This is a genomic window from Terriglobus albidus, assembly GCF_008000815.1.
Lineage (GTDB): Bacteria > Acidobacteriota > Terriglobia > Terriglobales > Acidobacteriaceae > Terriglobus > Terriglobus albidus_A.
Genome location: NZ_CP042806.1, coordinates 5,545,856 through 5,565,378, shown reverse-complemented (window position 1 = coordinate 5,565,378; position 19,523 = coordinate 5,545,856). Strand labels below are relative to the sequence as shown.

At 59.1% G+C, this 19,523-nt stretch carries 14 protein-coding genes; 7 read left to right on the top strand and 7 right to left on the bottom strand.

Annotated features, from left to right (window positions below; genetic code table 11):
• Positions 1–60: 60 nt before the first annotated feature.
• A complete protein-coding gene (locus FTW19_RS22280; protein ID WP_147649782.1) occupies positions 61–2,991 on the top strand; it encodes a ligand-binding sensor domain-containing diguanylate cyclase in 2,931 nt (976 codons plus the stop codon).
• Positions 2,992–3,505: 514 nt separating this feature from the next.
• Here the strand turns inward: FTW19_RS22280 and FTW19_RS22275 are convergent.
• Positions 3,506–4,849 (bottom strand): ankyrin repeat domain-containing protein, encoded by a 1,344-nt coding sequence (locus tag FTW19_RS22275; RefSeq protein WP_147649781.1) that lies wholly within the window; start codon positions 4,847–4,849, stop codon positions 3,506–3,508.
• 201 nt (positions 4,850–5,050) lie between these two features.
• Between FTW19_RS22275 and FTW19_RS22270 the strand changes: the two genes are divergently transcribed.
• Complete coding sequence (locus FTW19_RS22270) at positions 5,051–5,779, top strand: 3-keto-disaccharide hydrolase (RefSeq protein ID WP_147649780.1); 729 nt, start codon at positions 5,051–5,053, stop codon at positions 5,777–5,779.
• A 244-nt stretch (positions 5,780–6,023) separates the two neighbouring features.
• Here FTW19_RS22270 and FTW19_RS22265 read toward each other — a convergent pair whose 3' ends face one another.
• Positions 6,024–7,940 (bottom strand): hypothetical protein, encoded by a 1,917-nt coding sequence (locus tag FTW19_RS22265; protein ID WP_147649779.1) that lies wholly within the window; start codon positions 7,938–7,940, stop codon positions 6,024–6,026.
• Positions 7,941–8,365: 425 nt separating this feature from the next.
• Between FTW19_RS22265 and FTW19_RS22260 the strand changes: the two genes are divergently transcribed.
• The 3 genes from FTW19_RS22260 (at position 8,366) to FTW19_RS22250 (ending at position 12,206) form a co-directional block, all read left to right on the top strand.
• Positions 8,366–8,716, top strand: coding sequence for a PadR family transcriptional regulator (locus FTW19_RS22260; RefSeq protein WP_147649778.1), 351 nt, complete (start codon positions 8,366–8,368; stop codon positions 8,714–8,716).
• Between the two features lie 9 nt (positions 8,717–8,725).
• Positions 8,726–11,479, top strand: a complete 2,754-nt coding sequence (locus FTW19_RS22255) for an ABC transporter permease (protein ID WP_147649777.1) — start codon at positions 8,726–8,728, stop codon at positions 11,477–11,479.
• 67 nt (positions 11,480–11,546) lie between these two features.
• Complete coding sequence (locus FTW19_RS22250) at positions 11,547–12,206, top strand: MOSC domain-containing protein (protein WP_187143489.1); 660 nt, start codon at positions 11,547–11,549, stop codon at positions 12,204–12,206.
• 183 nt (positions 12,207–12,389) lie between these two features.
• Here FTW19_RS22250 and FTW19_RS22245 read toward each other — a convergent pair whose 3' ends face one another.
• The gene (locus FTW19_RS22245; RefSeq protein ID WP_147649775.1) at positions 12,390–13,412 is read right to left on the bottom strand and encodes an LLM class flavin-dependent oxidoreductase; all 1,023 of its coding nucleotides are present in this window, start codon (positions 13,410–13,412) and stop codon (positions 12,390–12,392) included.
• Between the two features lie 113 nt (positions 13,413–13,525).
• On the opposite strand from FTW19_RS22245, the gene FTW19_RS22240 reads away from it, so the two are divergent.
• Entirely contained in the window at positions 13,526–13,963 is a 438-nt protein-coding gene (locus tag FTW19_RS22240; RefSeq protein WP_147649774.1) for a hypothetical protein, read from the top strand.
• Between the two features lie 305 nt (positions 13,964–14,268).
• Here the strand turns inward: FTW19_RS22240 and FTW19_RS22235 are convergent, their stop codons facing one another.
• From FTW19_RS22235 to FTW19_RS22220, 4 genes are all read right to left on the bottom strand, one after another.
• Complete coding sequence (locus FTW19_RS22235) at positions 14,269–15,189, bottom strand: RraA family protein (RefSeq protein WP_147649773.1); 921 nt, start codon at positions 15,187–15,189, stop codon at positions 14,269–14,271.
• A 299-nt stretch (positions 15,190–15,488) separates the two neighbouring features.
• Positions 15,489–16,349 carry a membrane protein insertase YidC gene (locus FTW19_RS22230; protein WP_246153450.1) on the bottom strand — a complete coding sequence of 287 codons (861 nt, stop codon included), beginning with the start codon at positions 16,347–16,349 and terminating at the stop codon, positions 15,489–15,491.
• Between the two features lie 181 nt (positions 16,350–16,530).
• The gene (locus FTW19_RS22225; RefSeq protein ID WP_147649771.1) at positions 16,531–16,863 is read right to left on the bottom strand and encodes a hypothetical protein; all 333 of its coding nucleotides are present in this window, start codon (positions 16,861–16,863) and stop codon (positions 16,531–16,533) included.
• A 141-nt stretch (positions 16,864–17,004) separates the two neighbouring features.
• Positions 17,005–18,018, bottom strand: coding sequence for a methyltransferase (locus FTW19_RS22220; protein WP_246153449.1), 1,014 nt, complete (start codon positions 18,016–18,018; stop codon positions 17,005–17,007).
• A gap of 307 nt (positions 18,019–18,325) precedes the next feature.
• Here FTW19_RS22220 and FTW19_RS22215 point away from each other — a divergent pair, with 307 nt between their 5' ends.
• Entirely contained in the window at positions 18,326–19,348 is a 1,023-nt protein-coding gene (locus FTW19_RS22215) for an alcohol dehydrogenase (protein WP_147649770.1), read from the top strand.
• The last annotated feature ends 175 nt before the right edge of the window (positions 19,349–19,523 follow it).

The window sequence follows — 19,523 nt, the reverse complement described above, 5'->3', positions numbered from 1 at the left end:
TTTACGTCACAGATCAATCTTTCCCGGTGGCTGCCGATATGCCGTTTAAGGGTTCCCGGGATGACGCGAAAATCTATCGTCGCTGCACTGTGCGCATGCCTTTTGGGCGTGTTGGCCACGATGGCGGCGGCGCAGCATTTTGCGTTTCGCACCTACGGGCTCTCTGAGGGGCTGAAGAGTTTAAGCGTTCGCTACATCGTGCAGGATGCCGAGGGGTCGCTGATCATCTGCACCGAGGGAGGCGTGTACCGGTACGACGGAGCCGACTTCAAACGAATCGTATTCAACGCATCGGACGAGCAGTACGTTACCGGCGCGGCTCGCGACAATGAGGGCCGCGTCTGGTTCTCGACGCTACGCGGGCTCTACACGATGGATCGTACCGGGGTGCATGCCATCCCCGAACCGCCGGCCGGTTTCGACTTCGATCTGCACGCAACGCTGACCGCGCTGCCCAGCGAGCATGGCCGGCTTTACTTCGTCAGCCGGAGAACGCTTTACGTCGCAGAACAGCGCTCCGCCGGATGGATCGTTGTTCCGGGATTTTCTCCTGAGCTTGTCCGTGAGCATCCGCAGTTGAAGGACATCACGTTTGTCGCCGGCCAGGACGACCGCCTCTGGGTCGGTTGCGGATTCGAGATCTGTTCTTTCTCGGCTGCGGCGGGACTGCATATCTACGGAGCCGCGGAGAACCTGCCGCAGCAGCGCTGGCGCGTGGCATTTGCAGACAGCAAACACCGGCTGTGGGTAAGGAGTGAGGCATCGCTCTACCGGCTGGACCGTGATGCGAAAGCATTTGTTCCTGCAGGACTGAGTCTGCCGAGTGGAGCTCTTGCCGCGCGCGGAACTGCAATCGTCGAGGACAAGCAGGGCCGCATCCTTATCAATCTGGGCGAGGGCCTGGCGCGTCTGGAAGGCGGCAACTGGAACGTGCTGCAAGGCGGCGAGGATCTCCCCGTCCGCATGATCGATACACTCTTCGTCGATCGGCAGGGTTCCGTCTGGGTGGGCTGGAACGGCAAAGGTCTGGGGCGGTGGCTTGGATACGACGACACCGTGAACTGGACAACGATGAACGGCTTGCGATCGGACATCGTGTGGAACTTTGCCCGCGATCGCAGAGACCGCATGTGGGTTGCAACCGAGAGCGGTCTCGAGATGATTGAAGCGGGAAGCCGATCGATCAGACAGCGAGCCGCATCCAGCAGAATTCCGCTTCACCGCGTGCAGTCGATTGCGATGGCAGCCGATGGACACTTCTGGACAGGAAGCGACGACGGCAGTGTCTTTGACTACGATCCGGCTACCGGCGAGGGACACAAGGTGGCTCAGCTCACAGGAGTCTTCCAGATCCTTCGCGACAGCTCGGGACGTATGTGGATCTGCACGCTGAACGGACTCTATGTTGTGGCGCCCGATAATCCTTCGCGGAGCGTACAGATGATCACCGGCAACGAAGCTCCATCAGGGCAGGTCTATGTCGGTGTGGAGGACAAGCACAACGCTCTCTGGTTTATTGCTGGGGGCGGCCTGTTCCGGCTGACGGGCGGGACGTGGACAAAGATCGAGCTTCCGGCCGCATACCATCCCACGCTTTCTGCACAGCTCAGCATTGGCAACGACGGCACCTTCTGGATCTCAGGCAACGAGCCCAACCTTGTGCATCTTCGCGTGCGCGGCAACAAGGCAGAGCTGCTGGAGCCGATACCGTGGGCCAGCGGCGATGCCAAAGTCTTCCTGGTAAAGACCGACAGCCGCGGCTGGATCTGGGCCGGGACAGGAGAAGGCCTCTACCTCTTCAACGGCAGCCGATGGAGCCACTGCGGTGTAGAAGACGGTCTGGTTTGGAACGACATTAACAGCAACAGCTTCTACGAAGATAAGGATGGTACGGTCTGGATCGGCACCAGCGGAGGCATGACGCACTTCGTGCATCCGGAACACCTTTTCACGCAGGAACAGCTGACGGCGCAGATTGCCGAGGTGAAGATCGGCGAGAAGCCGCTGACGCTCTTTCATGAAGGAGAAGTCCCGTGGGGCCGCGACTCCTTGACGGCGCATCTTGTCTCCACTGACTTTCAGCGCGAGAGCTCGATCACCTTCCGCTATCGCATGGTAGGTCTGGAAGAAGACTGGCAGGATACGCCGCAGCACGACCTGCGTTATCCGGCACTGCCGGCGGGTAAGTATCGTCTTGAGGTTGTCGCGGTGGATGAAGGAACCGGACGCAAGTCCGAGACGGCGTCGGCTGAGTTTCGCATTCTTCCGCCATGGTGGAAGACGCGGACGATGTGGGCGGTCTATATCCTGTCGCCGCTATTGCTATGCCTGCTGGTGTGGCGCTGGAGCGTGCGTTTCTTCGTCCAGCGGCAGCGCCATCTGGAAGCGATTGTGCAGGAACGCACACGCGAGCTGGAGCAGGAGAAACGTGAGCTGCTCAAGGCGCGGCAGGAGCTGCAGATTCAGGCGACACACGACTCACTGACCGGGCTTCTCAATCGCGGCGCGATCATGGAGCACCTGGAGCAGGAGGTCGAGCGGGCCCGCCGCGAGGGCGCCACCTTTGCTCTGCTTCTATTGGATATCGATCACTTCAAGCGAGTGAACGATACCTGGGGACACTCGGCAGGTGACTATGTGCTGCGTGAATATGCGCGGCGCCTGGGTGCGCTGGCACGCCCGTACGACGTAGTGGGCCGCTATGGCGGTGAAGAGATGATGATGCTGCTTCCCGGTCTGACCCGGTTGACAGCAAGCACGCGCCTGCCTGAACTGCATGCGGAGCTTTGTGCGGAGCCGATTGGCTGCAGCGGACACTACATCAATATCACCTGCTCGATCGGAGTGAGCTGGTATGAGCTTGGACGCAGCACGGCGCAACGTCTGATCGATCTGGCTGACGACGCTCTCTATCGTGCGAAGGATGAAGGCAGAAATCGCATCGTCTTCGCTGATGAGGATGTGCCCGATATGGCGGCAATGAGGAACTAAGCCGGGAATACTGCTCTTTTGTTTGTCATTTCGTAACGAGAATCGGGTGCGGGTGCCCCATATCTCGGCATAGCCGAGATGTGGGTTTGCAGCGATTGTCGTGGCCATTCCCACATCTGGCGATAATGCCGCCAGATATGGGGCACCCAGATTCCGGGTTGTTGAACATATCTCTAGCTCTACTTCTTCCACGCATAAAAGCGTCTCTGGCAGCTTTCGCAGCGATAGGGACGCAGCAGAAGAAAACGCGAAAGCAGGTCAAAGAGGCGCGGATGCGATTCACGCACCGCGTGGGATGACAAGCATTGGGGACACCGATACGGAAAGAGCGACATGGCAGAACCCCTACCCCTTGCGGGAAAAAAGAAGACAGATTTTTTTGCTTTAGTACGTGCACTGTAGCACGGATTGATTCCAGCCGAGTGAAAACACCATCCCCGCACCGACGTACGGCATCTTTATCTGCCTGCGCGGAGCCTGAATGTTCTCGTGTTTACATAAGACGGGCGATGATTTATCGAGTTGACGCATAGCGGCGAAAAATCTCGGCAATCCTATTTTTCTGCGCAGCAGGGAGATCTTTCAGCCGGTCGATCCATCGCAGCCAGGATCCCGGAACTTCCGGACCGCGTATTGCTGCGCCTGCTGCCAGCAATGCTTCAAAGGTTGCAGCGAAGTCGGCGTTTGCGGTGTTGTGTTCGAGGCCGTATCCCGCATGTTCCAGAACCGTGCCTCCCCAGCGGTTGAGGTCCTCCAGTGAAGAGCCGGCAAGCAGCAGATGTTTGACGATGCCAAGATGCGCTCCGCCGGCGGCCCAGTGCAGGCCGGTGGCGCCGGTCTCTGCGGGATCGCGCACGTTCGCGCCATGATCCAGCAGAAAGACAACGACATCGTTCCATCCGTACATGCAGGCCCAGAGAAATCCCTTCTGCAGTTGGCGTTTGGTTGCAGGCGCCAGCAATTGTCCGGATGTGTCGAAGAAAGTCTTCACTGTATCGAGCCTGCCCACACCAGCTGCGCCTTCAAGATCGAGGTGCGCGCCTCGCGAGGCAAGAAAGACAGCAGCCTGCAACCGTCCATTCGCCAGGCAGGAGACGACAGCGCCTGTGCCATTGCCGGCGAGGTTTGGCTTTTCGATCTGCGCGCCGTGATCGAGCAGGAGCTGCAGTAGTGCCTCCTGCACGCCTGCTGTTTCAGGATGAACACTCGTGGCTGCCAGGCCAAGCGTGGTGCATCCGCCGCCATATACATCGGCCTCGGCATCGATCTGCGCACCGGCTTCCAGAAGGAACTCCGCGATGGCAACAATATTGGCCGGGGTTCGCTGGCGATAGCCTTCCACTCCATTGGCAGAGGTGTAGTGCAGCAGAGTCGCGTGATGTTCGCGAGTGGAGTGTTGCCCCACCAGACTGGGGTTTTTCTCGATCAGCCGTTTCAGCGTTGCCAGGTCGCCGCAGATGATGGCGTCAGCGGCTGCCTCAAACTCTGCGACCGCAGACGTAACGACACTGGCCTGCTCGATGTGTTGCATGAACTTTGGCCAGCTTGCGAATCCATGGGAACGCGCAATCACGAACTGCGCATCGGTCAGCGCGCAGGTGCGCTTGCCGTTGAGCAGTGTTTGTGTGGTGAAGATTGTGATCTCGTCGATCCAACCTTCGACGGCAACCGGAAGGGTGGGTGTGAGGTCGAGGCCGCTATGGCTTACCAGGTCGCGAATCCATAGGGTGATGCGGTTGTGGATGGCTTCTGGGTCTCCGGTTTTGCAGACCTTAACCAGGTCCTTGGCGAGCTTGCGGTATTGTTCCAGGCTGAGGCGGGCGGGTTGCGGAAGGGCGTCCTGCGGATTGGGAAACATGCGAATCTCCTTTCACGGCGTGCCTGGAGTCCGCACAGATCAGGCTGAAAGAAGGTTCGTCCTTCAGTTGTGTAAATGGGTGGGCACGGCCCTTTCCGCGGACTGGATGCGCCCCTCGCGCTGGCATCAGCGTAGTGCGGGAGCCGGCGGGCGTCAAGCGTTTGCAAAGGGATAGTTGAGTGCGTGTACCATTGGATTCCTATGAAATCGCTATTTACCGCTCCTGCCCTGTTGCTTCTTCTCGTGCCTGCCGTCTACGCGCAGAACAACACCCTCTCTCCCAAGGAAAAGGCTGCCGGTTGGCGGCTGCTGTGGGATGGCGCCTCGATGCAGGGATGGCATAGCGCCAAGGGTACGAACGTGCCGGTGGACGGCGCAGAGATCAAGGACGGCGTGCTGCATCTGCGGTCCTCGGAGTCGCACCAGGGCGATGTCGTTTCGGACGATATCTTCGGCGACTTCGAACTTACCGTTGACTTCAAGCTGACGCGCGGCGCCAACAGCGGCGTGAAGTACTTCGTCAACGACAAGGTGAATGAGGCGGCGCACTCCGTCATTGGCTTTGAGTACCAGCTGCTGGATGACGATGTGCACCCCGATGCCAAGCTCGGACGTAACGGCGATCGCAAGACGGCCTCGCTCTATGACATTCTGCCGGCGGCAGAGAACAAGCCAACGCGTCCCATCGGTGAGTGGAACACAGCGCGCATCGTGGTGCGCGGCAATCACGCTGAACACTGGCTCAACGGGGTGAAGGTGCTGGAGTATGACCGCACCTCGCCGACCTTCCGGGAGGCCCTGGCGCAGAGCAAGTTCAAGGACTTCAAAGGCTTTGGCGATGCTTCCGATGGGCACATCCTGCTGCAGGACCACGGCGACGTCGTTTACTTCCGCAACATCAAGATTCGCCCGTTGACTGCACACAAGTAAGTAAGCTTAGTGCCTACTCATGCGAAGCATGAGTAGGCGTTCGAGCTTCGCTCGAGTGTATTGCTTAAGGGCACGGCTTCAGCCGTGCCGCACAAAAGCAAAAAGAGATGCGGCTTTAGCCGCTGAGGTACGCAGACCATGCCCTCAGCGGCTAAAGCCGCGAGCTTTCTGGTCCACATACGGCACGGCTGAAGCCGTGCCCTTAAGCAAAACAGCTCGAGCTTCGCTCGATGTCTATAGAACACTACGTGGAGTAGTAGACGTTGACCTCGGGTCCGAACACTTTGGTTCCATCCAGCGTGACTCCGGGTAAGTGGTCGAGATGGATTTCGCGCAGCCGTGGTAGCTTCGCGAGGAATGGCAGACCGCCATCGGTGATCTTTAGGCACTCGTAGAACTCGATCTTCTCTAACGTTTCTATCCTGCTGAGAAACTCCATGCTGCTGTCGGTGATCTGTGTCAGGCCGGCATAGTAGTGCTTCAGCGGCAGCATCTGGATCGCTTCAGTAGCGGCGTCGCCGGTCTCGCGGCAGTACATGCAGCTCAGGTGTTCTAGCAGGCGACACCGACCGATGTGGCGGAAGCCGCTGTCGGTGAAGTCGATCGGCGTCAGCTCGCGCAATGCAGGGAAGTCAGGCAGCGAGGCAAGCGTGGCGTCGTCGACATTCCTGCAGCCGATGCCGAGGTTGCGTAGCGCCGGCATTTTGGAGAAAGCGAGAAAGCCGCGGTTGCCGAAGTGTTCGCAGATGCGTCCCCAGATCTGTTCAATGCTCTGCGACCGTGCCAGAGCCATAAAGCCATCATCATCGGCGGCAGCCTCCTGAATCCGCAGGCGCTTCAGCCGGGGCATGGTTCCGATGTGTTGCAGCGCGACGTTGTCGCTGAGTCGTCCATCGCAGCCGAGCGATTCGAGATGGGGCAGCTTGAGCAGGTGTGCAAAGCCGTCAGTGGTGATGCGGTCGACGTGCCAGAAGAGATCGAGTTCCAGCAAGCCATCGAGCCCGGCGAGTGCCTGCAGGCCCGCGTTGGTGAAAGGCCCATCAAGCACCAGCTTTGCCCGCTCGCCGGTGTGTGTCTTGAGCAGAGGGAAGTTGTGAAGCAGCGGAATGCCCGCATCGGTCACGTATCTTCCAGTACTGAAGCGGCGAAGATGCGGCTTGCCCTGCAGCGCTTCAATAACGCCATCTCCGGTGGGCGAGCCCATCAGGTCGACCTCTTCCAGCAGCTCGCAGAAACGCAGGTTGGCTGCGCCGCGATCCGTGATGGCCGACTGCCACGTCATCTCGAACTTGCGGAGGTTAGGGAGATGGCGCAATACCTCGAGGCCGCGGTCGGTCAGCTTGCCGCCGGGATATTCGCTCAAGTCGAGTTGTTCCAGCTGCGGCATACGTGCGAGGTGCAGCAGGCCATCGTCGGTGAGCTCGCGCGACCCGCCGAGGTTCAGGCGGGTGACGAAGTCGAGTGAGGCGATCTTCGCGAGCGCGTCGTCGGTCATGTGTCCGTTGGCGTCGAGCGTCGAAATGCGCTGCTCCCGCATAACCACAATGAGCGCGTCCCAATCGGCGGCGGACATGCGGCGGCGTGGGCCGATGCGGTTGTCTTTGGTATCGATCGCGTACGGTTCACCTTGTGGAGGCTGGCCTGTGCTGACCGCGGCGACCAGTTTCTCCCAACTGCCGAAGCCTGCATCCTGCGCCAGCAGGAGCTGCGCTTCTTCGAGGGGGAACTCGTTGTCGGTCCCCTTCCCCTCGGCACGTTTCCAGGCACGCTGGCGATAGGCATAATCGCGCCGCCAGATCTCTGCCTTGAGATCCGCCATCGTGAACTCGCGATGGTAGTAGCGGTTCAGGCGTTGCAGGGCTTCGGCGTCGCCCTTGTAGGCAGCGACAAAATCCACTGCGGCCTGTTGATGCATCGCGAGTGTCCGGGACTTTGCTGTCTCCTGAATGGCAAGCTTCAACTCGTTCCAGCTTGCGAAATCGAACTCGCGGGCAAGGGCATGCTGCACATCGCGCAGGACCATTGTTCCAGTGTGTTTTGGATAAGCGTGGGTGAAACGTTCGCGCGCAACGGGGTCCTCTGCGCGCAGAGCGGCAAGCCAGCGTTTGGCTTCGCGGCGCAGATTGTCGAGTGAGGTAGAGGGCGTGATCTGGCGGGACATAGTACCTTCCTTCCGTAATTGCCCAGGTCCGCTGAGCTCAGGGCCGGATGAAAGGTCCTTGCAGAAACACAGGTTGAAGGTGGGTGGGAGTACTCTCCCTTGCCGCGGACAGGAGGCGCCCCAGAGCGCGCTACCGGTACGGTGTCACAGGGCGGATGGTGATGTCAATAATCTCTTCTGTCTTCGCAGGAAATCGGGTGCCCCATATCTGGCGGCATCATCGCCAGATGTGGGAAAGTACCACGGCAGTTGAAGTTATCCAGCGCTCTGAAAACCCACATCTCGGCATAGCCGAGACACCACCCCAACGAGCAAGCTCATTGGGACCCCGGGTGTGGGGGCACCAGTTCATTGGGACCGAAGAATCTTCTCCTTGACGATCTAGGAGAGTCCGTTCTACTCTCCTAGACAATCAAGGAGAGTGTATGCCACCCAAACCCGCCGACCTGCTCCAGGGAACACTTGACCTGCTGATTCTCAAGGCGGTCTCGCTCGGCAAGCTGCATGGCTATGGCGTTCTGCTCCGTATTCAGCAGATCTCCGGCGATCAGCTTGTGATCCAGCAGGGGTCGCTGTATCCCGCCCTCTATCGGCTGGAGCATGATGGGGACCTCCGCGGTGAGTGGGGCGAGAGCGAGAACAACCGCCGCGCCCGCTATTACTCGCTCACGCCCCAGGGCCGCAAGCGTCTGGCTGCCGAGACGGAGAAATGGAATCGTATGGCCGGCATCATGGGATCGATCCTGAGTCTTACGTCAGTGCCGGCAAACGAATAGGAGGGGTGAATGAAGTTCTTCGCGCGTCTGCGGTCTACGGTCGTTTCACTCTTCCGCCGTTCGGAGCTTGCCTCGCAGATTGAGGAGGAGCTTCGTTTCCATCTCGAGGCCCGCGCTGATGACCTGGTTCGCCAGGGCCTGTCGCCTGCCGAAGCCGCTCGCCAGGCCCGCATGGAGCTAGGCTCTGCGAATACTCATCACGATGAGGTTCGCCGCTCGCTCGGCGTGCGCTGGTTCGATGATCTACTCGCCGATCTTCGCTACGCCGCCCGTATTCTTCGCAAGAATCCGTCGTTCACTGCGATTGCTGCCGGTTCTCTTGCGCTCGCCATCGGAGCGAACACGACGATCTTCTCCGTCGCCAATGCGGCGCTCTATGAGCGGCTCGGGGTTCCGCATCCGGAGCAGCTTCGTCTGCTTCACCTGACAGGAGATAAGAATGTTGTCGTCCATGCCTCCTGGGGAGAGTGGGACAAGGATGATGGCGGCCGTTCGGAGTTCGACTCTTTTTCTTATCCGGTCTATCAGCAGCTTCGCCGCGATAACACCGTCCTTAGCGAGATCTTTGCCTTTAAGAATCTCGGGCAGGCCAATGCGACGATTGATGGCCAGGCTCGAGTCGTCCAGGTCGAGCTCGTCTCCGGAAATCTCTATGAACAGATCGGCATTCGTCCTGTGGTGGGCCGTCCTATCGTGTCCTCTGATGATGGAGCTCCGGGGACGGGCGCCGTTGCCGTCATCAGCAACGCTCTCTGGAGACACTCCTTCGGAAGCGACCCCAACGTCGTCGGCAAGGTCATCACGGTAAACACCCTGCCGATTACGGTCATCGGGGTGAATCCGCCATCCTTCACCGGGGCCAAATCAGTTCAGGTCTCGCCTGACATTTTTATGCCGATCTCGATGATACCGGTGTTGCGGGCGGAATCTGCACGTCTGGGTCCTATTCTCTCCAGTCGGCTACTCTTCTGGATCAACGTGATGGCGCGTACCAAACCGGGCATCTCCGACGAGAAGGCACGTGCGGCGTTACAGGTCTCACTGGATGCCGCCATCCGTTCCACGATGTCACCAGAGGCCGACGAGACCCTGCCTACCCTCGAGGTTACCGACGGAAGCCGGGGCCTGAACTTCTCCGGAAAGCATTTGGCGAAGCCGCTCAACGTGCTCCTGGTGTTTGTCGGCCTGGTGCTTGTGCTTGCCTGTGCCAATGTCGCCAATCTTATGTTGGCGCGTACGCTCGCACGGCAGCGCGAGATGTCTGTCCGTCTGGCTCTTGGCGCAGGCCGTTCGCGCATCCTCCGCCAGGTCATCACCGAGGGCATGCTGCTCTCCGCGGCTGGAGGCACGCTCGGTCTTGTCGCCGCATACTTTGGACACTCGACGCTTCCCAGGTTTCTTTTCAACGTATGGGAGAGTCAGGATCTTCACATCCCCTTCGACTGGAAGATCTTTGCTTTTACCGCGGTGCTGACGCTGTTGTCGGGAATCCTCTTCGCCGCGCTTCCAGCCTGGGCGGCCACGCGGGCGGAGATTAACTCTTCCCTCAAAGAAGGCGCGGGTACAGCTACGCGTCATCGCAAAGCGCTAAGCGGACGTGCGATTGTTGCCTTCCAGGTCGCGCTCTCCACGCTGCTGCTTGCAGGGGCCGGTCTCTTCATCCGCACGCTGATTCATCTCAATAACATCGACCCTGGCTTCCGCGCCGACCATCTACTTCTCTTCGAGATCAGTCCTCCGTCGAAGAGTTACCCGGCGCCGCAGGATATCGCCCTGCACCATCGTCTTGAAGATGCCATCCGTGTTGTTCCAGGCGTTGAAGATGTAGCGCTCTCAGACGTCGTCCTCATTGCCAACTCTCGTTCCAACGCAAACTTTAACGTCGAAGGCAGGTCTCGGCATAACGGTTCCGACGAAAACTCTGACCTCGCCAATGTCGGCCCGGATTTCTTTCAGGTGATGCGTATCCCTATCGTTTCAGGACGCGCCTTCACCCAGCAGGATGCTGAGTCGCCGCGCGCTACGGCTGTCATCACGCAATCAGCCGCAAAGAAGTTTTTCCCGGGAGAAAATCCAATCGGCAAACGCTTCAGCACCGACGATGATCCGGGTCGCATGATCTGGTACGAGATCGTCGGCGTCTGTGCCGACGTCCACTACAACAGCCTCCGCCGCAAGCCTGAAGCGTTGCACTTCGACCTCTACCGCCAGCAGCACGAGATCGGCGGAGCTAGTTATATCGTCCGTACTGCAATGCCACCCGAAGCCATCGTTCCGTCGCTCCGTGCCGCGGTGCAGCGCATCGACAAAGATCTCCCTCTGATCGACATCCGTACGCAGCAGGAACAGATCGACGCCACCACCCAGCAGGAGCGCATCTTCGCCTCGCTCACGGTTGGCTTCGGCGTCCTCGCCCTGGCGCTGGCCTGTGTCGGCATCTATGGGATCATGACGTACACCGTGGCTCAGCGTACCAGCGAGATCGGCATCCGTCTCGCCCTTGGAGCGCAGCGTGCACGCGTCCGCGCCATGGTGCTACGGGAGAGCATTTGGCTTACGGTCATCGGCATTGCCGCCGGGCTCGTCTCCGCAGTCGCGCTTGGCAGGCTGGTCAAATCCATGCTCTTTGGCCTCGGGCCCAATGACCCGATCTCACTCACCGGCGCCGGTTTGCTGCTGTTGGCCATTGCAGTTACGGCCGCATGGATCCCTGCTGCGCGTGCGTCTCGCATTGAGCCAATGGAGGCGCTCCGCCACGATTGATTTTGTTGCTTCCAGCGATGCCCCAGAAACATCTAACCTTTTTGATAGATCGAAAGGACGGTGTTCGGTGTCAGGTGTAGGCAAGGTGTACTCGGTCAATGTTGGCAAGCCGCGTGAGGTTGAGTTCTTCGGGAAGGTTGTGAGTACCGCCATCTTCAAGGAGTCGGTATCCGGCGCCGTGACTGCCCGCCACCTGGGACTGGAGGGCGATAAGCAAGCCGACCTGACGGTTCACGGCGGCCCGCAGAAAGCCGTGTACTTCTATCCGCGGGAACATTATGCGATGTGGGAGAAGCTGCTGGGCATAGGGCCGCTCGCTCCCGGAGCCTTCGGAGAGAACATTACTTCCGAAGGATTTTCAGAAGCTGATCTTTGTATCGGCGATGTGATTCAGATTGGAAGTACATTGCTGCAGGTGCTGCAGCCGAGAAGCCCCTGCTACAAGCTGCAGATCAAGTTCCAGCGTCCGGATATGGTTGCGTTGTTTGTTCATCAGAATCGTCCTGGCTGGTATGCCTCGGTTGTGCAGGAAGGCTCGCTGACGGCAGGGGATGAGATCACGATCGTGAGCAGAGCGCCGGAACAGATCAGCGTTGCCGATATCTGGCGGTACAGCCTGGTTGAAGATGCTGACCTGGAGACGCAGCAGCGCGTACGCGCGCTGGAGTTGTTACCGGGGTTCTGGAAGAAGCAGATTCTGCGGAGCGAGTTCTCCTCAGCTATGTGACATCGAGTAAGGGGTGCCCCATATCTGGCGGCATTTTCGCCAGATGTGGGAATGGGTGCCACGGTAGTTTCTGTAAACCCACATCTCGGCTATGCCGAGACACCACCCCAACGAGCAAGCTCGCTGGGGACCCCGGATATGGGCCACCCAGTCTGTGGATTACGTCAAACCTGATGACCCGCCTTATCGCCAACCCAGCGCCGGTGCGACATGCGTCAGAATCGCTTCCAGTACATGCGCGTTATAGGCAACGCCGAGCTGGTTGGGGACGGTGAGCAGCAGCGTGTCGGCTTCTGTGATCGCCTCATCCTTCCTAAGCTGTTCGATCAGGACGTCGGGTTCGGCGGCGTAGCTGCGGCCGAAGATCGCTCGTGTATTTGCATCAATAAAGCCGACCTTGTCCTCTTCATCTCTGCCGGATCCGAAGTAAGCGCGGTCAAGGCCATTGACCAGGGCAAAGATGCTGCGGCTGACAGAGACACGCGGAGTACGGGAGTGGCCCGCTTCTTTCCATGCATCGCGGAAGGCGCGAATCTGCGCGGCTTGCTGGATGTGGAGTGGTTCACCGGTCTCGTCGAATTTGAGTGTTGAGGTCTGCATATTCATGCCGAGCTTCGCAGCCCAGACGGCCGTTGCATTCGTGGCTGATCCCCACCAGATGCGGTCGCGCAGACCATCGGAGTGTGGTTCAAGCCGCAGTAATCCCGGCGGATTGGGAAACATCGGCCGCGGGTTCGGCTGCGCGAAGCCTTTGCCGCTGAGCGCATCGAGAAAGACTTCGGTATGCTGGCGGCCCATATCTTCATCGGTTTCACCTTCAGCCGGTTGATAACCAAAGTAGCGCCAGCCGTCGATGACCTGTTCGGGCGATCCGCGGCTGAGGCCTAACTGCAGGCGTCCACCGGAGATCAGATCGGCAGCACCGGCGTCCTCCGCCATGTAGTGAGGGTTCTCATACCGCATGTCGATCACGGCTGTGCCGATTTCGATCTTGCTGGTCTTCGCTCCCACGGCCGCAAGCAGCGGGAACGGCGATGCCAGTTGCCGTGCGAAGTGATGGACGCGGAAATAGGCGCCGTCCATTCCAAGACGCTCAGCCTCAATGGCGAGGTCAATGGATTGCAGCAGCGCGTCGGCAGCCGACTGTGTTCCTGACTGCGGGGAAGGTGTCCAATGACCGAACGAGAGGAAGCCCAGTTTTTTCATGCAGCGTAGTGATCTCCCATGAAATCTGATGCTTGGCGGCAGAGTTCGATGCTTTTGGACTTGGTATAGCCAGATATGTGCTGTTCCGCATCCAATGCCCGAGGAGGGTTGCTATGAGAACTCCTGTCGTATTGTTGTCTGTGACTCCGCTGGTCTTTGGTCTTGCCGCCATGGGACAGAACTCTTCTTCGTCGCAGGCTCCGCCGCCCAAGCCTGCTCAGTCACAGTCTCAGCCTCATCAACGAAGTGCCGGGGGAGACGTGGGCAGCGGCAGTGGTGACATCGGCAAAGGTGCAGGCAAGGGCGCAGGCCATGCTGCCGAAGGTGTTGGCAAAGGCGCTGGAGATCTGGTGACGCTGCATCCAATCGGTGCGGCTGAGAATGTAGGCAAAGGCGCCGGAGAAGCCGGTAAGGATGTCGGCGTAGGAACAGTGAAGGGAACTGGCAAGATCGCCAAAGGCACGGGAAGAGCTGTGGCGAAGCCGTTCCATCATTCGAAGAAGAGCGAGAGCAAAGATGCGACACCGCCCCCGGCAGAGCCGCCGCAGTAGGTGAATGCCGTTGAGTCCTCGTACCTCAGCGGCTAAAGCCGCGTATCTTTCGAAGCTGGAACGGCACGGCTAAAGCCGTGCCCTTAAGCAAGGCATTCGCACCTGCGGCGCGAACTGGTTGAGCATGCGATGTGAAACTCTCTCGCAAGGGTCGCGTTTCTTATTGATGCCACAGGATGGTTTTGCTTAAGGGCACGGCTTCAGCCGTGCCGTACAGAGCTCCAGAAGGAAGGCGGCTTTAGCCGCTGAGGGCAAGGGCAAAAGCAGTGATGGATGTAGAAGCAATCCTAGTTCGTTGCTGCACCCTAATCCTGTCTCGCCGCTGCGAGAAGCTTCTGAAACTCTTCCTGTGACATCTTCAGCTTCTCAGGGTGACTGTTCACCCAGGCGCGGAAGGCCTGGTACTTTGCTGCTGTCCATCCGCCTTCAAACTGACCGCCGTTGGAGCCTTTCGCGTTCTGCTCGAAGTTGAACTCGTCCTTCAGTTTGGTGAACTCGGCGCTGCTGATGGCTTCTTCCGCAAGCTGCGCGGGAACAAAGACGACGCCATCTGCTCGTGCCATTACCAGATCTCCGGGAAGTACTACGGCTCTGCCGATGCGCAGGGGAGCATTGATGGCGGTCAGCGTCATCTGCGCCCAGGCCGATGGATCGTAGCCGCGGTAGACGCCGTTGAGTCCGGAAATCTCACGATTCTCTTCCTGGTCGCGGATGCCGGCGTCGAAGACGAATCCTCCGTGAGTGTGGGCTGCGATGCCGCTGCCGAGATTCGAGCCGATCAGCGTTCCCTCGACGATTTTGCTGAAGCCATCGGCGACATACACATCGCCCTGCTCGAGCTGTTTGATAGGCCAGCTATTGGTATCGCCGACGCGTCCCTCAGCTTTGCCTTCGGCCTTGATGGCGGCAATCATGTCCGGCCGCGATGGCATGTATTGCGCGGTCAGCGCGCGTCCGGCGAAGGGACGTTCGGCGTGAAGCGACTGCCAGCCGCCTTCGAACTGGTTCTTGTAGCCATGCCCCTGCAGGAAGTCCCACACATCCTCGATGGTGACGTCGAGCGCGCGGGAGAGCAATGCATCGGGTACCTTCGGCCGGCCATCAGGAAAGCGCTCGCCATGCCACTCACCGGTGTAGAACAGAATGCGCTCTCGCGAGGTGGTGACCTGCGCGGGTGCGGCACAGGTAAGCACGAGCAATACGGCAACAAAGACAAAACGCTTCATTGGAACTCCATGGTAATGAAGCGCCAGTATTGCACGATCGTGGCTAAGGAGTCTGGAGCAGGCACTCGAGCGTAGCTCGAATGGTGGGAGCAGCGGGTCCCCGGCCAGCTTTGCTGGCTGGGGTGTTCAACGGGCTTCAGCCCGCTGATGAAGCATAAAAAGGAAATGGGCTTTAGCCCTGGGCCTTCTCTGTTTATCAGGGAAAGCCCAGGGCTAAAGCCCGTTCACTTTTGCGTCGATAAACCGTGGGCTGAAGCCCACGGCTCCCACCTAGTTCGGGCTACACTCGAAAATCCACTTTAGCCCATCTGGTTCGCCGGTAGTGCTCTCATCTCTTTCCCTAAAGGTGAGAGGTTAATTGCCGCCTGCGTCGCAATCGAGAAGATACTGCCTGTCAGGGCATACAGCGCCAGTCCCGATGCGTAATGCCAACTGACATAGCCGAACCCTATCGTCATCATGCACGCCATGATCTTCTGCTGTTTCGCATCGACTCCAGGCGACGGCATATACCACTGCATCAGGAGTTGGAAGACAACCATAAGAATCGGCAGGATGTGATGCGGGTCAGCAGTGGAAAGATCATGTAGCCAGAGCCACCCTGCGCCACGCAGCGCGACCGCTTTTCGTAACATTCCGAAGAAGGCAAATAAAAGCGGCATTTGGATAAGCAGAGGGATGCATCCACCAAAGACGTTGACGCCGTTGTCTTTTTGTAGCTTTGCGATCTCAGCGGCCATGTCATTGTGTCGCGGGTCCGTCAGTTTAATGCCTTTGTATCGTGCCTTGATGATCTCGATCTCTGGCTGTATGCGCCGCATCTTAAGGCCGTTCCGCATACTGGCGATACGCAATGGCAGTATCAGCAGGTTGACCCCAACGGTAAGCAATACGATTGCCCAGCCCCATGAGCCCTGCCACTTCGCAGCTACATGGGATTGAGCGAACGCCAACACAACAAAAAGCTCCTGCTCAACGATATTCATCGGCACCGGAGCAGGAGAAACTGCTTCCCGGAAGCTCTTGTTCGGGACCCGCTGTTGCTGCGTCAACGGTGCAGGACGCCGCTGAAAGGTGAAAAACATTGCTGCTACAAAGACGAACAGGATTACGAACAACCGCACGCCATTGTCCTGGCGCGGGTCTTTAAACTCCGCCATAAACTTCTCCTCTCGCGGACACACGGACGGTTGGCACGTGCCACGGCCGTATGCGCGTTGATGCTCTGTGGGTATTCGCGTCCGCATGTCAGGCGAAGGCAGAAGTATGCAGATCTGCCCTGGCAGACAACACGGCACCGGGCTGGTCATCTACACCAGAACGGTCATTACTGCTGCAGCGCTAACGAGAGGAGCTTGGAGGAGGAAGCTGGAAGCGGAAGGGAAGAACCAGAGTGGTTGTGGCCAGACAGACAGCGACCGGCTGTCTCACCACGCGTCGATAGAGCCCAGGTGCAACCAGCACGCCAAGCCGATTACTAAGGCTTGTGGCAATTGCTTCATGGATCGACGAGGAGGAACTAACGATGAAGAGGACCAGGCTTGAGAAGATCAGGAAGCCGGCAAATGCTACCAGTCCGCTGACCGCAGACTCTGAGAATCGGCTCGTCAAGTAACCGACAAACAGCGATAAGCTCAGTGCGGCGTGCAAGCGGCGGTATCGATGCGCATCCATGACTCAGCTTCTCCGAGGCAGTTTGAAGGTACCATGCCATGCACTCCGCCGCAACGGTCTTGGCCTTATCAGATGGCGGCCAGGGATAGATCGAGCCTTAGGCTTCCGGCTCGATCTATCCCTCGTGAGAAGTCGTAGAGACTAAGGCTTCGTCGCCAGTATCAGCGGCGATGGTCCTGGAGCGTCGAGCGTGCGGGCATCGACGAAGCCCGCTGCCTTAAGCCACTCGCTGATCTCTTCGAATGAGAAGGCGTCACCGTCCTCTGTGTTGACCAGCATGTTGACGGCGAAGATCAGCGATCCCGGAGGTCCGGTGCGATCGGCGTTGACCAGGAACTCGGCGATGACGATGGTGCCGCCCGGCTTCAGGGCGTCGAAGGTCTTCTTCAGCAGCGTTTGGCTGTGAGCTGCGCCTTCGCTGTGCAGGATGTGCCCCAGAGTCGCAACGTCGTAGCCGCTGCCGAAGGGAGTCGTGTTCAGGTCGCCGGCAATAAAGTTGTAGCGCGCGGTAAGTCCGAAGCGCTCCACCATGGCGCGTGTGGCGGGCAGCACACCCTCCCAGTCGAAGGCTGTTGCTTCCACGTTCGGCGCGCTCTGCGTCAGTCCAATGCTCCACACGCCGGAGCCGGCGGCCAGGTCGAGGATGCGTACCGTTCCCTCACGTTTGCCCAGGGCGAGATGCGCGGCCAGCACCTGCGTCGCCGGATAGCTCATCGGAAAGATGTCATGCACAAAGGCTTGAAAGAAGGCGGTGCCATCACCCTCAACGTTCACGGAGTATGCCGGCTTGCCGGAGGCGACCACCTCATTCAGCCCCAGCCACTTCGGGAGAAGCTGCCGGCTGATGTGTTTGAACATGCCGCCCTGGAAGCTGGGCTTGGTACTTACGAGAAAGGCTTCGCTCTCCGGTGTAAGCGTGAACTTGTCTCCATTACGCGCCAGAAAGCCCAGACCGACGAGGAGATTCATGATGCTGCGCAGCCCGCGTTCTGAGGCTCCGGTGGCAGCTGCCGTTTCGGCGAGCGTTTTGGGTTCGCCATCGAGGACGTCAAAGACGTGGTGATGAATGGCAGCTTCGATCGCAAGTGTCGGGGCGTATCCCCAGCCAAACTGCATGATGCGTTCGGGCGTAACGGGTGCAGGTGTCGTACTCATGGTCGATCATCTCCTGTAACAACGTGGTGGTACTGCATCCCATGGGAGCAAACCGCAGAGGGATGAGCCGAGCAGAAAAGCAGGAGCCGCCATTCTGTCACAAAGCATGCAAGGCGAACAAAGATGTTTTCGTGAAGCTTCGATAAAGGTTGACACCACCTATATCCAGCCGGCATCAAACCTGTGAAACAGTGGTCTATCGTGGCGGCTACAGGGCGGCAACCTTGAACTTCCGCACGGTTCTTGCCATGCTGTTAGGCCATTCTGCTGTTCCAGCCGATTCGCAAAACATACCAGGAGCATGTCCATGGCAAACACAATGAAGGTTGCGCAAATCAGTAAGCCGGGTGGGGATTTTGAACTTGTAGAGCGTGAGATTCCGCAGCCAGGCGCAGGGCAGGTCCGCGTGAAGGTCGAGGCCTGCGGTGTTTGCCACAGTGACGTCCTGGTGAAGGACGGGGCCTGGCCCGGGCTGCAGTATCCCCGTGTGCCGGGACACGAGGTCGCCGGCCGTATTGATGCTGTCGGGGATCGCGTCACGACCTGGAAGGTTGGGGATCGCGTCGGTGTCGGCTGGCACGGTGGACACGACTTTTCCTGCGACCAATGCCGGCGCGGCGATTTCACCATGTGCGCCAACCGCAAGATTACGGGCATCGACTTCGATGGCGGCTATGGCGAGTACATGGTCGCACCCGTGGAGTCGCTGGCCGCGATTCCCGACGGGCTCCCGGCGGAAGAGGCCGGCCCGTTTATGTGCGCGGGAGTCACAGTCTTCAATGCCTTACGCAATGCGGGCGCGCGCGCCGGCGATGTTGTCGCGGTGCAGGGCATTGGAGGGCTTGGTCATCTGGGTGTGCAATACGCACGCAGGATGGGATTTGAGACGGTGGCGCTGGGCCGGGGCAAAGACAAGGAAGCGCTCGCGAAAAAGCTGGGCGCCCATCACTATATCGATTCCGACGTTTCGGACACGGTTGCGGAGCTACAGAAGCTCGGCGGAGCGCGCATTATTCTGGCAACCGCTCCCAGCGCGAAAGCGATCTCTTCGGTGGTGGAGGGGCTGGGCGTCAATGGGAACCTGCTCGTTCCGGCTGCGCCGAGCGATCCACTCAATATCGGTGTGTTTCCGTTGATTATGGGACGCCGCCAGGTATCCGGTTGGTACTCCGGCACGGGGCGCGACTCGCAGGACACGTTGAAGTTCAGTGCTCTGAGCGACGTGCATCCGATGATTGAAAAGTATCCGCTGAGCGAGGTTGCGGCGGCGTATGAACAGATGCACAGCGGCAAGGCGCGCTTCCGTGCTGTATTGACGATGGGGAGTTGATGGGGGCCTGTTCAAGCAATGCCCTCAGCGGCTAAAGCCGCAGTTTTTGTAGCGTCGCTACGGCATGGCTGAAGCCATGCCCTTAAGCAAGGCGTTCGCACCTTGGGTGCGAAATGGTTGCGCCTCCGCGCAACGGCTGGTTGGGTTCTGGCGAGCTTTCATCGGTCAACTTGTG